Origin of the sequence: uncultured Aquimarina sp. (assembly GCF_947492115.1) — a bacterium.
Classification (GTDB): Bacteria; Bacteroidota; Bacteroidia; order Flavobacteriales; family Flavobacteriaceae; genus Aquimarina.
This window is the reverse complement of sequence record NZ_CANLMM010000002.1, coordinates 1-14,982: the sequence shown is the minus strand read 5'-3', so window position 1 is coordinate 14,982 and position 14,982 is coordinate 1. Positions and strand designations below refer to the sequence as shown.

Annotated in this window: 9 protein-coding genes and 1 pseudogene; 1 reads left to right on the top strand and 9 read right to left on the bottom strand. The window is 35.1% G+C overall.

The window, feature by feature from the left end:
• Positions 1 to 17: 17 nt before the first annotated feature.
• Together Q1A73_RS05420 and gpmI are read right to left on the bottom strand one after the other, a co-directional pair.
• A complete protein-coding gene (locus Q1A73_RS05420) occupies positions 18 to 584 on the bottom strand; it encodes an RNA polymerase sigma factor (RefSeq protein ID WP_299602655.1) in 567 nt (188 codons plus the stop codon).
• Between the two features lie 454 nt (positions 585 to 1,038).
• Entirely contained in the window at positions 1,039 to 2,559 is a 1,521-nt protein-coding gene (gene gpmI / locus Q1A73_RS05415) for a 2,3-bisphosphoglycerate-independent phosphoglycerate mutase (RefSeq protein WP_299602652.1), read from the bottom strand.
• Positions 2,560 to 3,044: 485 nt separating this feature from the next.
• On the opposite strand from gpmI, the gene Q1A73_RS05410 reads away from it, so the two are divergent.
• The gene (locus Q1A73_RS05410; protein WP_299602649.1) at positions 3,045 to 3,425 is read left to right on the top strand and encodes an ankyrin repeat domain-containing protein; all 381 of its coding nucleotides are present in this window, start codon (positions 3,045 to 3,047) and stop codon (positions 3,423 to 3,425) included.
• A 69-nt stretch (positions 3,426 to 3,494) separates the two neighbouring features.
• On the opposite strand, the gene Q1A73_RS05405 is transcribed toward Q1A73_RS05410, so the two are convergent.
• The 7 genes and pseudogenes from Q1A73_RS05405 to Q1A73_RS05375 all read right to left on the bottom strand — a co-directional run.
• A complete protein-coding gene (locus Q1A73_RS05405) occupies positions 3,495 to 4,262 on the bottom strand; it encodes a M48 family metalloprotease (protein ID WP_299602646.1) in 768 nt (255 codons plus the stop codon).
• Between the two features lie 169 nt (positions 4,263 to 4,431).
• Entirely contained in the window at positions 4,432 to 4,917 is a 486-nt protein-coding gene (locus Q1A73_RS05400; protein WP_299602644.1) for a CAP domain-containing protein, read from the bottom strand.
• 52 nt (positions 4,918 to 4,969) lie between these two features.
• Entirely contained in the window at positions 4,970 to 5,695 is a 726-nt protein-coding gene (locus Q1A73_RS05395) for a M15 family metallopeptidase (protein WP_299602642.1), read from the bottom strand.
• A gap of 62 nt (positions 5,696 to 5,757) precedes the next feature.
• The gene (locus tag Q1A73_RS05390) at positions 5,758 to 6,306 is read right to left on the bottom strand and encodes an ATP-dependent Clp protease proteolytic subunit (RefSeq protein ID WP_299602640.1); all 549 of its coding nucleotides are present in this window, start codon (positions 6,304 to 6,306) and stop codon (positions 5,758 to 5,760) included.
• A 218-nt stretch (positions 6,307 to 6,524) separates the two neighbouring features.
• Positions 6,525 to 7,760 carry a gliding motility-associated C-terminal domain-containing protein gene (locus tag Q1A73_RS05385; RefSeq protein ID WP_299602637.1) on the bottom strand — a complete coding sequence of 412 codons (1,236 nt, stop codon included), beginning with the start codon at positions 7,758 to 7,760 and terminating at the stop codon, positions 6,525 to 6,527.
• Between the two features lie 372 nt (positions 7,761 to 8,132).
• Positions 8,133 to 13,622: a Calx-beta domain-containing protein gene (locus Q1A73_RS05380; RefSeq protein ID WP_299602635.1), complete on the bottom strand. Its 5,490-nt coding sequence runs from the start codon at positions 13,620 to 13,622 to the stop codon at positions 8,133 to 8,135.
• A 19-nt stretch (positions 13,623 to 13,641) separates the two neighbouring features.
• Positions 13,642 to 14,982: pseudogene (locus Q1A73_RS05375) on the bottom strand (hypothetical protein); the annotation flags it as partial.

The following is a 14,982-nucleotide window of genomic DNA, read 5'->3' as shown; positions in this document are numbered from 1 at the left end:
CTATTTCTGCCGAATAACTAATATTTTTTTATTCCTTGAGCTCTCATGTTCTCTAAAAGCTTTTTTCTTGCTCTTGTATAATTAGATCTAGAGGTACTCTCTTTAATCTTTAAAATCTTTCCAATTTCTTTATGTGAATATCCTTCTATAGCATAAAGGTTTAATACATATCTATATTGTTCTGGTAAATCATTAATAAGGTTTCTAAGTTTTTCTGTGGATAGCTGTTTGGCTAATTCTTCTTGTTCTATTTCATTTAATTCATGGGTTTCTCGTTCTTCTATCAGTTCTGAATTATCTACAAGTACTGTTTTTTTTATTTTATGCCAGTGATCAATAGCACAATTAATTACAATTCTTTCGATCCAACTTCCTAATGTCCCTTGATCCTTATATCTTTTTATGTTTTTAAATACTTTAATAAAGGCTTCCTGAACAATGTCTTCTGCGTCTGATCTGTTTTTACAATAGCGCAGACTTACCGCGAGCATTCTCGGCATAAAAGTATTATATATTTTTTCCATGGCATACCGGTCGTTCTTTTTACAAGCTTTTACCAGTTTGCCTTGCTCTTGTTTATTCATGAATAAGGGTTAGTGCTTACTCTCATAAAATATAACTGAGAATTCAGGAATACGCTGCGTGTAATTCTATAGATATTTATAAAATTACTTTAAAGATACTAAAATGAGTGTTGGGTTAATAAGTGCTTTTTCATTTATCTTATGAAAACAGCATTTAATCTTTGTTCAGATATGACTTGTCGAAAAAATAAATTCTAGCGAGGAATACTGATTAATTTTAGGGTATAATTTAAAATAATATAGTCATGAAGTATTTATACCCCTTTTTTCAGTTCAGTTTTAAAATGTGTGCTAACTTTATCAATGAGCTTGCTCAAGGATCAGCGTATGCGCTAAGAAGATAAATACATTAATTAATAAAATAAACAGATATGTATTTTATCTTTACAACAATGAATCATAAATAAAGATGAGTCTATGATTGAGAACTCATCTTTATTTTATGGATTTGTTTTTATTTTACCAACAATGTTTTTTGAGTCATTGCCTCAGGTTGTTCAATACCTATCAAGTCTAAGATAGTTGGAGCAATATCGCCTAATACTCCATCCTTTACTTTTATTTCTTCTTTATCTATCATGATCATTGGTACTGGATTAGTGGTGTGCGCCGTATGAGGAGATCCATCAGGATTAATCATAGTTTCACAATTACCATGGTCGGCAATTAAAATGGTAGTATATCCATTTTCTAAACCATTTGTAACTACATCTTTTACGCATTCATCTACCGCCTTGCAAGCTTTTATAGCAGCATCCATTACTCCCGTATGTCCAACCATATCACCATTCGCAAAATTTAAACATACAAAATCGGTATCTCCTTTTTGTAGTTCCGGAACAAGGGCATCCCTAAGTTCATAAGCACTCATTTCTGGTTTCAGGTCATAAGTGGCAACTTTTGGAGAATTTCTAAGAATTCTGGATTCTCCTTCGAATGGTTCTTCTTGGCCTCCAGAAAAGAAAAATGTAACATGTGGATATTTTTCCGTTTCAGCAATACGAATTTGCTTCTTACCAGCTTTAGATAATACTTCTCCTAAAGTTTCAGTAATATTATCTTTATCATAGATAACTTTGATGTCCTTAAAATTTTCATCATAGTTTGTCATAGTTACATAATATAACGGTAACTTTTTGGTGTCGTAATCTGGCATATCTGATTGTGATAACATCTCTGTGAGTTCTCGTCCTCTATCTGTTCTAAAATTAAAGAATAGAACAACATCATTCTCTTTAATAGTTGCTACAGGAGTATCCCCTTCTACTAAAGCGATTGGTTTTATGAACTCATCTGTAATGTCGCCGTCATAATTTTTCTGGATACTTTCTATGATGTTAGAAGAGGTCGTTCCTATACCATTAACAATAAGATCGTAAGCTAGTTTTACGCGTTCCCACCTTTTATCTCTATCCATGGCATAATATCTACCTACTACAGAAGCTAATTTACCAGTAGTTTTAGTCATATGTTCCTGAATATCTCGTATATGACCAATTCCTGATTTTGGATCAACATCTCTACCATCTGTAAATGCATGTAAGAATACATTTTCTAAGCCCTTAGAATGTGCTACATCTAACAGACCTTTTATATGATTAATATGAGAATGAACACCACCATCACTAACCAATCCTAATAAATGAACATTTTTGTCATTTTCTTTTGCATAGTTCAATGCATCGATTAAAGCAGGTTCATCTTTGAGTGTATTGTTTTGGATGGCCATATTTATTTTAGCCAAATCTTGATATACAATTCTTCCAGCACCTAAATTCATATGCCCTACTTCGCTGTTTCCCATTTGACCATCTGGAAGTCCAACATGAAGACCATCGGTTCGTAAAGCAGCATTAGGGTATTTAGTATATAAGCTATCTATGAATGGAGTTTTAGCATTGTCAATAGCAGAAACTTTTGGGTCTGGTGAAGTTCCCCATCCATCAAGAATCATTAGGATTACTTTTTTGTTCATTTTTCTTAAGATGATTTTGGTGTATGTTCAATTAGAAATCTCATATTATCTGAAATCAGAATAGGAAGCTAATGTACAATATAGAATAGAAGTGCCCAAAAACGGATGGTTGTTAAACCTTAATTTTTTGTTATCAATAGCGCTAATTTTCAGTTTTTTTTGAGGAAGTAATAATAGATTCTTTTCATAGATCATTAAAATAAGTAATTCATATAATTCATGGGGTTTTGATAATGATAATTTAATTTTTGTTAGATTTTAAAAAAGAGATTTGTGATCAAAAGATTATCTCTCAGGTTTTCTGTAACTATTTTACCTTTAATTTAAATATGTATTATTAATAAGTTAATTTTTTAAAATATTATTAAAATTTTAAGTGAATTATTAAATAATTATCTGTAAATTAATTACTTGTAAGAAGTTAAGATGCCTTTTAGGGCTTCTAAAGTTAAATTCATTTACTAACTATAATAATTCACAACATTATGAAAACATCAATTATGACAGTACTGATGATTCTTTTTATCAGTTCCGTAAGCTTCGCTTCAGAAGAATTACAGGTTTTGGATATTCATGACTATGAACTCACGAATAATGACATAGATCCTTTTTTTAAGGCTGTGATTAAAGGTGATTTAGAAACTGTGGCAAAAATGATAGAAGATGGAAGCGATGTAAACCTAAGAATAGGCGGAAAAACACCATTAATGTATGCAGCACGTTATAATCGAGCAGATGTTATTAGGTTATTAGTAGGAAAAGGAGCTGTTGTAGGTGCAAAAGATAATCAAGGTAATACAGCTATGAAACTCGCAGAGTTAGCAAATGCTAAGGAAGCTATGGAGGTCTTAAAAGAAATGTCTTAGGTATTCTATTTTCAAGGACAAAACTTGAATAAAAAAAGCTTCGATTAGTTCTCACTAATCGAAGCTTTTTTATTGTATACTATATTCTTCAATAGCTTCTTGTATTTTTTCGATGCGGTTATCAGGATCAGGATGCGTACTTTGAAATTCTGGAGTTCGATTAGGGCCAGCAGCTTTTTTTAGTATTTCCATAACCCCAACCATTTCCTGTGGGTTATAACCTGATTTTATCATAAATAGTACTCCTAGTTTATCACTTTCTAACTCATCATCCCTACCATTTCCGAGTAAAATATTCTGTCCAATTCCACTAACTAATCCACCAGCGTCTGCACCAACTGAAGCTCCGGTAGAAATGGTTTTCCAGAATTCATGTTCTGCAATACGTTCTGCAGAATGTCTTCCTAAAACATGACCAATCTCATGCCCTAAGACCCCAGCCAACTGATCTTCATTTTGTAATTTTGAATATAAGGCATAAGTGATAAATATTTGACCACCTGGTAATGCAAACGCATTAATCGTATTTGGATCTGCTAATAGATGAAATTCGTATCGATAAGGAGATTCTCTAGCCATAGTATTGTCAACTAGTTTATTTCCGACATTGTCAACATAATTTTGTAATCTCTCATCTGGATATAGACCACCATGTTGTCTTGCCATTTCTGGTCCGCTTTGAAGTCCAATAGCTATTTCTTGGTCGGTTGTCATATTTATATTTTGGACTCTATTGGTATATTCATTAAGTGTTTTGTTGTTACACTTTTTTATGAAAGCAAAGGCTACAATAGCCAGACCTATGAGTATTCTAATTTTTAAACCACCGCGTCTCATGGAGTTATATATTGGTTAGTATATGGCTGTTTTCTATTGTATAAAGTTACTAAATATAAAAGTTGCTTACCAATTAATGTTTTTATTCATCTTTGGTAAGCAACTACTAGAGGTTTTGTGATTAAGCTATTGAGCTTGTGTAGTGCTAACTAGCATAGCGGATGCATGGTTATCGATAAAAAAGTTGTGTATAATAGTATCTACCATTTTCATCTTTAATAGCAGCAATACCTGTATAGGTATAATTACCTTCAATATTATCTTTGTGGCCAGAACTGTTAAGCCATCCATCTACAACGCTCTGGGCATTTTGATAAAATCTAGCCACATTTTCTGCGCTGGCGGTAGCATTTTCTTGATCATTTAGAGCATCACTTCTTTGAGCAAAATCATCATGATTAATTTGCTCTACTGAAATCATGTATCTGGTATGATCAATTGCTAATTGCTCTGCGGTATTATTTTTAGATAAAGGAGATAATCCCTGACTTTGTCTATGTTGATTTACTAATGTTAAGATAGCATCTGCAATATTCAATTCATTAACAAGTTCTGAGTTTTGCTCACTTAGATTGTCAGCATCATCTTCAGAAGAACATGAGGTAACGAATGCAATAGCTAATACTACATATAAATATTTCAAAAAGGTATTCATAAGATTGAGGGCTTTGTTTTATATAACTAGTATATCATAAATTTAGTATGTGTTACAATAATTTTGGATTGATATCAAGAATGTTTTCATTCAAATATTTTTGAATGAATTTAGAAGTGAAATTGGTACTACCCATCAAAACAGCTTTTTGAAGTTCGGTTTTAATATCTAATTTTCGAAATTCTTTAAGCATAGGAACAGAACTGGGAGCATAAGAATAATGCCATGGCTCATATTTAAATCCTTTTCTTCCTTTTTTATTGGTATATACTAAATAAAAACCATAATCATTGGCGTTATGGTCCATCCAGGTTTTAAATCTGGAAAAAGGGCCTCCATTATGAAAATGTTTTTCTAAAAGAACATCTCTAGGTTGTTTTACACTACCATCTACGATATCCAAATCAGTTCCCCAATGATGTCTAGAAGTACCAGGAATCGTAGAGTATTGAATTATTTTTTCAATAGCTTTAATAGGAGAGAGGCCACTTGCTATGTATCGTTCGTATTTTCGTTCCCAAATTCTATTTTGGTGTGCGTAATCTCTATAGCTAGAAACAACTTTTAGCTTTATACCTTCTTGTAACGCTGCACTTTTCATTTTTGAGAACGCTTGGTTGGCTTTTTTTCTGAGTTTATATCCTTCGCCAACAAGTACAGGGTTTCCTTTACCCATCAGATCTTTCTTGGAGATGCTAGATTGTAAATCAGCAAAGGAAACTGATGATAAGCCTATAACTCCAAGTGCACTTACTTCAATGAATTTTTTTCTTTTCATGATGTCTAACTGTTTAAATTACCAGAAGTTATTAAAGTTGATAAAGCTTTAACTATATACAATTAAGATAGGATCCCGTCGACAATACCGTAGTCCAAAGATTCTTGAGCATCCATCCAATAGTCGCGATTAAAATCTTTCAGTACTTTTTCAATGTCCTGTCCGCAGTTGTCTGCTAAAATTTGAGCACTTAGCTCTTTAGTTTTTAAAATTTCAGTTGCCTGAATTTCTATGTTAGAAGCTTGTCCTCGTGCTCCACCACTAGGTTGATGTATCATAACTTTAGCGTTTGGTTGAATAAACCTACGACCTTTTTCACCAACACTTAGAAGTATAGACCCCATCGATGCTGCCAATCCTGTACATATGGTGGATACAGGGCTTTTTAGGGCTTTTATAGTATCATACATGGCAAAGCCCGATGTAACATACCCACCTGGACTGTTAATGTATAGTTTGATTTCTTCATCATTGATCATGTCTAAATACATCAATCTATCTATGACATGCTTTGCAGATTTATCATCAACCTGCCCCCATAAGAAAACACTACGTTCTTCTAAAAACTTCTTATCTATAATATCCTGGATTTTTCCTGATTTTTCTTTCATAAAAAATAATATCGGTTTTAAACTTTAGCTAAAATTAAAACTATTTAGAAGAAATTACGAAATAATAATCAACAAATTCGGTCTTTGAAAAAGAGAAGTTCTTTTTTTAACAAGATTTATGAAATTATGTAGTTTCGGAACAAGTTTGGTTTAAATATTCCTAATCCGTACGGAACCTGTAAAATAATTATTAAACCTGTTTATGGTAAAGAAGAGTATTATCTGTTTAAGTATAAATAACCAGCTCTATCTTTAATACCTTCTACATTAAGAACATAGTAATAAGTACCTACTGGAAGTTCTTCTCCTTTTGCTATGGTAGCTCTACCTTGTGAGATGCCATTAAATGCTTCTGCAGTTTGTTGAACTTCGTGATATCCTTTTTTATTGTAAACCAGAACTCCCCAACGGTTATAGATAAAAAGTTCATTATCTGGAAATTGAGCTAAACCTTGAATAACAAAAGTATCGTTAAATCCATCACCATTTGGTGAAACGGCGGTAAAGATTTCTAAGTCGCCATCAAGGATAACGCTAGAAGTTCCAAAAGTTAGTACTGTGTAATTATCAGGTACAATAATTTCTGATGTGATCTCACCATTATCAAGATCTCCTATGAAACCTGCATTACCAAGATTAACCCATTGCCTTAAATTTGGTTCCCATCCTACAACTCTAAGATCTTCTAAATCTTCTACCAAAGTAGGAATATTGCTGTTAGCATCCCAAGTTAAAGTAACTCTGGTTTCTTGATCACCATCTACATCCCAAAATTCGAAAATGCTTATACCAAATAGTAAGTCACCGAATTCGTTAGTGTCAAAACTTTCAGAAAAGAAGTTTGGGAAATTAGGATTTTCAAAATAATATGCTGCTTTTGCTGTATTAGTAGCAGCAAAACTTTCGATACGAGCAGGTCTTAAACGAAAATCATCACCAATTGGAAAAGTAAAATCTAACTCTCCTGTAATGGAAGCATAACCATCTACATAGCGATCGTTATTTTCTCCTAGGTAAGGAGCGTCGTCTAAATAATCTAAGGAAACATCTCTTTGGTCTCTAGGAGTAATTACTCTACCATTTGTAAATTCTTGGAAATTTGAAACTCCCATAGCAACTTCTAGAAACAAGTCATCTTGTACATCAATCTCAACATCATTAAATACAGGTCTGTTTGTTCCAGATACTGTTAAGCTGTTTTGATTGTAAAAACCAGTAAATCCAGCATTTTGATCAAAAGTACCATCGTTCTCCAAGTCCATATGGAAACCCACTTGACCTTGATCATGTATTTGTACATTTCCAAAATTGTGAAAAGATTGTTGAGCTTGAGCTAAGAAACTAGCAAATAAAAAAGCAACTATGTAGAATTTTTGTAGGGGCATCAAATTCAAAATATTGTTTTTACGGGTTAACCGTAAAATTGTTACTGCGAATATAAAAAAATTATTCATACATAATAATTTTTTGCTAAAAAATTTTCCCAAAAGTATCGTTGAAATGCAATTTATTATCGACGAATGGTTTTTATGACGCGATTAGCTGTTTTGAGCCTACTTTTAGTCTTACAAAAAGTTTGAAAACATATTATCCTAACAAACTATAATTTAGTTTGATTGACAGATAAATTGATCATAAATTGGTAATAAAAAATGAAGAATTCTGGAGTGTTTTAAAGCCCTGAATTGTATTTTTTAGTGAGTATGTTACATTGATGACGATGTTTATGCATAGTGTTTTGGTGATCTCAATTTTTTAGTTAATAAGGGTTCTATAATGTTTACGTTTTGTTTTTTTGATATAATAGTTAGAGTAAATCGGAATTGTTAGTTAGGATTTACTCTATAGGTTATTTTTCTATTAGTTATAACGGTAGCTCCTCCTACGATTGTTCCATTTCCAAATTCTGAGGTGGAGTTTGATAAAGTTGCTGTCGAGGTAACTAAGCTTCCTATTGGGATTGCTGAGGATAAAGGTATAATGATGTTAAATCTATTTGTGGTATCGGTACTTCCATCAGCATCATTGTAAAGCGATACGTTTGTATCAGAGTCAGAACCACCTCCTTCAACTCCAGAGCCAAGATATATTTGTCCTTCACCATAATCCTGAGTAAGCCCAAGTTGATTATCTCCAGCAGTAGCTGTACCTTGATTAATATCGGTTAAAAAGACTTCTATGGTAGCTCCAGGTCTAGACCATCCAACTATCCTAAGGTTTGTTCCAGATATTGTTACAGACTGCAAAATGGGGAAGTTAAGACTTCCGTTAGGCCCTGCATCCACATCACCTGCATCATTAAGAGTAACTCCATCATTGGCTATATCGATACCTAGTGCATCTGAAACAGTTCCATTTGCAAAAATAGAATTTTGTGATATAAGATTTCCGGAAGTTGTACCACCTGATACAATTATTCCAGCGCCTGCATTATTGGTAATAATATTATTAGTTACGGAAGAATTGCTTTGTACTAAATTGATTCCACTGAGATCGGTACATCCGCCTCCGCTATTACTACCAGATGTAGTAATTGTATTTTCAGAAATAACTACATTTCCTTGGTTATCAAAAATTCCAGTAGCTGCAGAGCCATCAATAAGATTGTTTCTAATGATAACACCGCTTCCGTTTGCAATTCTTACGTTATATTCACAGGCTCTAAACCCATTATTCGTAATGTGGTTATTTTGTATTATTGATGAAGTTCCTCCATTAACGGAAATTCCGAAATCTGTATTGGAAGCAATATAATTACCGTCAACAGTAACCGTTCCTCCACTTATTTCTATTCCATCATCTTGATAACTTCCAACACCTACTGTACCAACAACTCCTAAAGCATTTACTCCTAATAAATTTTGAGTAACTAAATTTCCTGATCCAGAATCCTGGCGAATACCTCTTAGGTTTCCACCATAAATTGATAAATTTCTAATTACCAAATTAGAGGCTTGTAATCTAATAATTTCTCCTCCATCTCTTCTTATCTGAATTTCAGGCAGATTATAGTTTGGTAAAGTAGTAGCAGATACACCAACGTTTGTGCCACCTGATCCAACGGTTCCAGCATTTGTATCACCGGAATAAGCCGTTTGAGTTCTTCCATCTATATGTGTTGAATCGTCGGTAATAATATCAAGTGGGTTTGCATTAGGTAAGTTGATATCAAAGAATCCCGTGGCAAAGTTTGCATCTGCTGTTCTACCTAATGGATCACCAGTAGGAGGTATCATAAAGATAGATACGTCTTCACCTGCAGCAGGATCGAATATACTATTCGTCTCAATATCTAATCCTGTTTCATCTAAATTATTAGCATTTATTACAAACTGACCAAGAGAACCTTGTCCTGTAGCATTGGTATTTACAATAGTGTTAAAATTGAAACCAAAATCTACATCTACAGCACCTTCATTGGCTATTGTAATCGTAGATACAGTTTGAGCACCTAGAAGGGTTCCAGCAGCAACATCTTCATTGGCAGGATTAGCTCCACCTACTTCATTGGTTACAGGACTTAGAGTGCTGGATGCAAATGTTGATTTAAAAGTTTGAACAGGTAAACAATTGGCACACGCAGTTCCTCCTCCTCTTGTAGAGTTTACAGTATTATTAACGACACGTAATGAGTAGGTTCCATTGGCCATTCCTCCAATATTGTAATCTCCGTTAGCGTCTGTAATGTCAGAATCAACAAAAGTACCCGTATTATCATATAGTTCTACTAATACACCTTCGATACCAACACCAGAAGAAGTCGCTAAATCCCTTCCAGGGCCACCTGGATAATTAATATCTTCGAAAACAGTTCCCGTTATTAGGTTACTAGGCACTTTTAATAATACAGAATTAAGTATTACAAAGTCTCCAGCAGTCTGGACATTTGTAGTTGCGGTAGTTTCACCTTGTGCGATAAGTGATGAAATATCATAAGTGTCTAAATCAAAACCAAACAAAGAAGAATCATTAATTACTGGACTGGCAGTATCATCATAAATGGTAGAATTAAATACATTCGCTAGGGTAGGTGAGTTATTACCATCTCCTGTTAAATTAGTGGTTCCCGCCCCAGTGGTTACGGATATAATTTCGTTTCCAGTTCTTGTCGGATCTCCTTCCCAAGATAGTACAGAAGTTTTGGATCCAGACGATCCAATGGCAAAGAAACCATCAAGAGTGTAACTCGAAGTTACTACCGCTCCTGTTCCTCCTCCCTGTGCGTCGAAACCATTATACATATTAATACTTACAGCTGGTAGGGTAGGATTGGTATAGAAAATATATAAAGACCAACCTCCAAATACAACCGATCCACAATATGTAGTGCTGTTATCGATTACTAAATCGGTAAATGTATAAGTTGCAGCAGAAGGATCTGGTAAACTAGTAACTATAGAGGTTACATCACTAACCATCCCATAGTAAAAACCAAATGCTGTATTAACTACATCTGCGGTAACAGATTGCCCTTGAAATGTAACTACATCATCAGCAGCCAAACCAGAGTGTCCCCAAGTTAAATAAGCTCTTTCTATTGTAGATCCAGCTAAAATTGGAGTTGTTAAAGTATTGGAAGAAGAGGTTGTTATCGAACAAGGGTCTACACCTTCATCTGCTGTTCGTAATGTACCTGCAGTAAGCGCATAGTCATAATAACCATTAAAATCTTCGAAAAGAGTAAGAGGAACATCATCTCCAACAGCTGCATCTCCATCATCTAGTATAGTTCCTACACCATTTATTAATCCTACTAAAGGGGAAGTAGAATTACTTAAATTAACAAAGAAAGTTTCTGTGTTTTCTCCGAAAATATTGTTGATTATAGGTACTGTGATTGTTTGTACTTCTCCAGAAGTTCCAGAAAAGTTTAATGTTCCTGTTGTATTTACAAAGTCAGAATCAGCATAAGCAGTGTCATCTAACGTAGCATAGTTTACAGAAAATCCACCAGGTACATTTGCACCTGTGTGAGTAGCAGTAAACGTTGCAGTACCAGCGTTTTCATTAACTGTAACATTATTAACTGTTACAAAACTTGACGAAGAACTACAAGATATAGTAGCTTGCCAACCATTTCCAGTAACAGAACCATCCGAGTCAAAGATAAAAGTTAAACATCCTGAAGGATCCGTTGATACTATCGAGGTTGGGATATTACCATTATCATATGTGTCAATCAGTGTGGTGGTGGATGTACCCTCATATACTTGTAAAAAGTCAAAGCCAGTTTCGACATCAAAAGAAGTAAAATTTAATACGATTGAACTTCCTGGAGTATCAGGGCAAATGGTATAGGTAATTGTTTCATTATTGTTATACTGCCCGTTAATCGATCCACTATCTACGAAAATTCCACTACAGGTATTATCGGTTACTGTATCTGTTATAATAAATGGTGCTTCATCATCAATAATGGTACCTAAACCTTGATTGTCTGTAATTGTTACTAAAGAATTACTAGAACTAATAAGGTTTATAAAATAAGTTTCTGTTCCTTCTACATCAATATCATTTATAATTGGAATAACAATGGTTTCAGTTTCTCCACTTGTTCCTGAAAAGGAAAGTGTAGGGTTAGGGGATCCTGTTCCTGTAAAATCACCCGGAGAAACTGCTGTGTTACTAGCGGTCGCATATTCTATGGTAAATCCTCCCAAAATGTTTCCTCCACCTGAATGTGTAACTGTAAAGGTTGCGGTTCCAGCTGTTTCATTAACAGAAATATCGTTAATACTTATATTAGCATCATCATCATCAGTAATAGTCCCAATTCCTTGAGCATCTGTTAGCGTAACTGATCCAACACTTGGGTTGCTTAGTGTCACTAAAAAGTTTTCTGAATTTGGCTCTACAATATTATCATCAATGATAGGGATTGTAATAGTTTCAGTTTCTCCATCAGTACCGGTAAAGCTTATAGTAGGGTTTGGAGTTGTAGTAGCAGTGTAATCACTAGGTGCAGTGGCAGTGTTGTTTGAAGTAGCGTATTCAACATTAAATCCACCAGAGACTGAGCCTGTAAGAGTAACAGTGAATGTTATATTTCCTGCATTTTCATTAACAGATACATCGTTAATACTAATTCCTGCATCATTATCTTCAATTGTTCCTAAACCTTGATTGTCTGTTATTGAAACAAAGCTACTACTAGGGTTACTTAAATTTACGAAATAAGTTTCTGTGCCCTCTATATCCGTGTCTTCTAAAATAGGTACAGTTATGGTTTCGGTCTCTCCTAAACTTCCGGAAAATGTTAAAGAACCACTGGATGCAGTATAATCGTTATCCGCAATTGTAGCAGTATTATTTGCAGTGGCAAAATCTATAGTATACCCACCTGGTAAAGAACCTCCTGAAGAGGTTACAGTAAAGGTAGCTGTTCCGTCCGCTTCACTTACAGAAATATCATCGATCGTTATAGATATTGCATCACTGGCATTGATTGTTCCAATTCCTTGAGAGTCTGTTATAGTTACTGAACCATCACTCGGGTTACTTAGATTCACCGAAAAAGTTTCTGCAAGTTCAGCTAGTGTGTCATCCAAAATAGGAATAGAAATGGTTTGAGTTCCTAAGCTAGTTCCAGTAAATGTAATAGTACCTGAGGTACTACCATTAAAATCTGCTGCTACTGTAGATATATTGGTAGTACTATAATCAATAGTAAAACTTCCTGCAGTAGTTCCTCCAGAATGAGTAACTGTAAGATCTAGAGTTCCTGCATCTTCATTGACAGCAACGTCGTTGATGGAGACTTCTGGTGTAGACCCAGTTGCAGTAATAAGAACATTATCAATAAAAACAGTTTCACTACCTCCCCAGTTTCCACTATTAGAAAAGAAAAGTAAGGATGAACTTGCGTTTATATATGCTGCAGGGATATTAAAACTTAGACTTCCAGTAGCTGCTCCACCAGTAGGAGTGGCTACAGCTAGATCATAAAATCCAGTAGCTGTATTCAAAAAGAATGCACCAACACTTTCATTTCCACTACTTCTGTTATAATCAAATGTTAATACTGCTGCAGAATATGCAGATAAATCTACATCTCTAACAATAAATAGGTTACTTCCTGAATCAAAATTTCTGAAGCGTAACTGATTACCACTAATTAGTATTCTACCTCCTGTGGGATCAGTTCCACCGAAATCGTTTTCCCGCCAATCTCCATTCCAATTTTGTGTTCCATCATTTCCAGAGTAGTTTGTTGGGTTGAAATCATCCAAAAAAGTATCCTGACCAAACAAATGAATGTTTGGTAATGCTATTAAAAGCACTAAGAACAGGTAATATGTTTTGTGTGTTAAATTCATTAAACCTTCTCTAACTTAATTACCTTACAACGAAAACTACATTAATTAATGAGTTAAAGTCAGAAGGAGTACCTATAATGTCATATGTCATAACTCCATTAGCATCGATCGCTACATTCGCAAATACTGTAGGGTCATAAAATGTAACGTAATAATATAGTTCATTTGCTGCGTATGTTGGTATAGCACCTGGTGCACCTGCACTTGATGCAGAAGTAGCAGCATTTGCTAACGTAAATTGGTCTATATACTGTTGATATAAATTAATGCTTTCATCTCCTGGTGCAGCTGGATTTGCTGATAATACACTCGCATCGATCGCGATAGATGGAGGATAGAATATTCTTGCCGCTTTAGACGTGATAGGAGCTATATCCTGAATAACGTCTTCTACTGTTGCCTCTGTATTACCATCTCCATCAACATCTACAGGAGTGTCAGAATTAACTTCTGATGCTGTCTGATCATCAGTGTTATCCAAGTAAGTCGATAGATCGATCGCTGGAGTAGGAGTTGGGTCTCCAGTTAAGCTTAAAATATTTCCAGTTAATGAAAGATCTTGGTCATCAGTTGCAGGATCTCCTGCAGGTCCTTGAGGCCCTGTAACTCCATCAGTTTGTATAACGACACCAACTACAATTTGTGAACCTCTTGCAGTTCCATCATCAGCAATAGTTCTAAAGGTCACTCTATCTGTTTCTACTAACGATAACGGTGTGATATTAACTATACTAGAAGTAGCTGAGGTTACAGCAATTGTTCTACCAGTTCCTACTCCATTAACATACAGCTCTATAGTTCCTGTTGCTGCAGTTCTACTTGAGAAAGAAAGCTTAGTAGCTACTGACTCATACCCTACAACTACACCAGATTGACTTGTAGCACCGTTACCAAATGAGAACTGGAATCCTGAACCTGTCCCTACATTTAATCCTCCACTTTCTTCGGCCCAGATAACATCTAAACCACCACCACTTGGAACACTTCCTGTAGGTCCTTGTATACCTTGTGCACCAGTAGGTCCTTGTGCTCCTTGAGGCCCTTGATTACCTTGCGGTCCCTGAAGTCCTTGCGGTCCTTGCGCACCAGTTACACCTTGGTCACCCTGAGGTCCTTGTGGTCCTTGTGCACCAGTTTCTCCTTGTATACCTTGAATACCTTGTGGTCCTTGCGCACCAGTTACACCTTGGTCACCCTGAGGTCCTTGTGCACCAGTTTCTCCTTGTATACCCTGAGGTCCTTGTGGTCCTTGCGCACCAGTTTCTCCTTGTATACCTTGAATACCTTGTGGTCCTTGCGCACCAGTTTCTCCTTGTATACCCTGAATACCTTGCGGTCCTTGCGCACCAGTTTCTCCTTG

Excerpts from the sequence above, each read along its gene's own strand:
- Q1A73_RS05420 (WP_299602655.1), bottom strand. The coding sequence starts at position 584 with ATGAATAAACAAGAGCAAGGCAAACTGGTAAAAGCTTGTAAAAAGAAC.
- gpmI (WP_299602652.1), bottom strand. The coding sequence starts at position 2,559 with ATGAACAAAAAAGTAATCCTAATGATTCTTGATGGATGGGGAACTTCA.
- Q1A73_RS05410 (WP_299602649.1), top strand. The coding sequence starts at position 3,045 with ATGAAAACATCAATTATGACAGTACTGATGATTCTTTTTATCAGTTCC.
- Q1A73_RS05405 (WP_299602646.1), bottom strand. The coding sequence starts at position 4,262 with ATGAGACGCGGTGGTTTAAAAATTAGAATACTCATAGGTCTGGCTATT.
- Q1A73_RS05400 (WP_299602644.1), bottom strand. The coding sequence starts at position 4,917 with ATGAATACCTTTTTGAAATATTTATATGTAGTATTAGCTATTGCATTC.
- Q1A73_RS05395 (WP_299602642.1), bottom strand. The coding sequence starts at position 5,695 with ATGAAAAGAAAAAAATTCATTGAAGTAAGTGCACTTGGAGTTATAGGC.
- Q1A73_RS05390 (WP_299602640.1), bottom strand. The coding sequence starts at position 6,306 with ATGAAAGAAAAATCAGGAAAAATCCAGGATATTATAGATAAGAAGTTT.
- Q1A73_RS05385 (WP_299602637.1), bottom strand. The coding sequence starts at position 7,760 with ATGAATAATTTTTTTATATTCGCAGTAACAATTTTACGGTTAACCCGT.
- Q1A73_RS05380 (WP_299602635.1), bottom strand. The coding sequence starts at position 13,622 with ATGAATTTAACACACAAAACATATTACCTGTTCTTAGTGCTTTTAATA.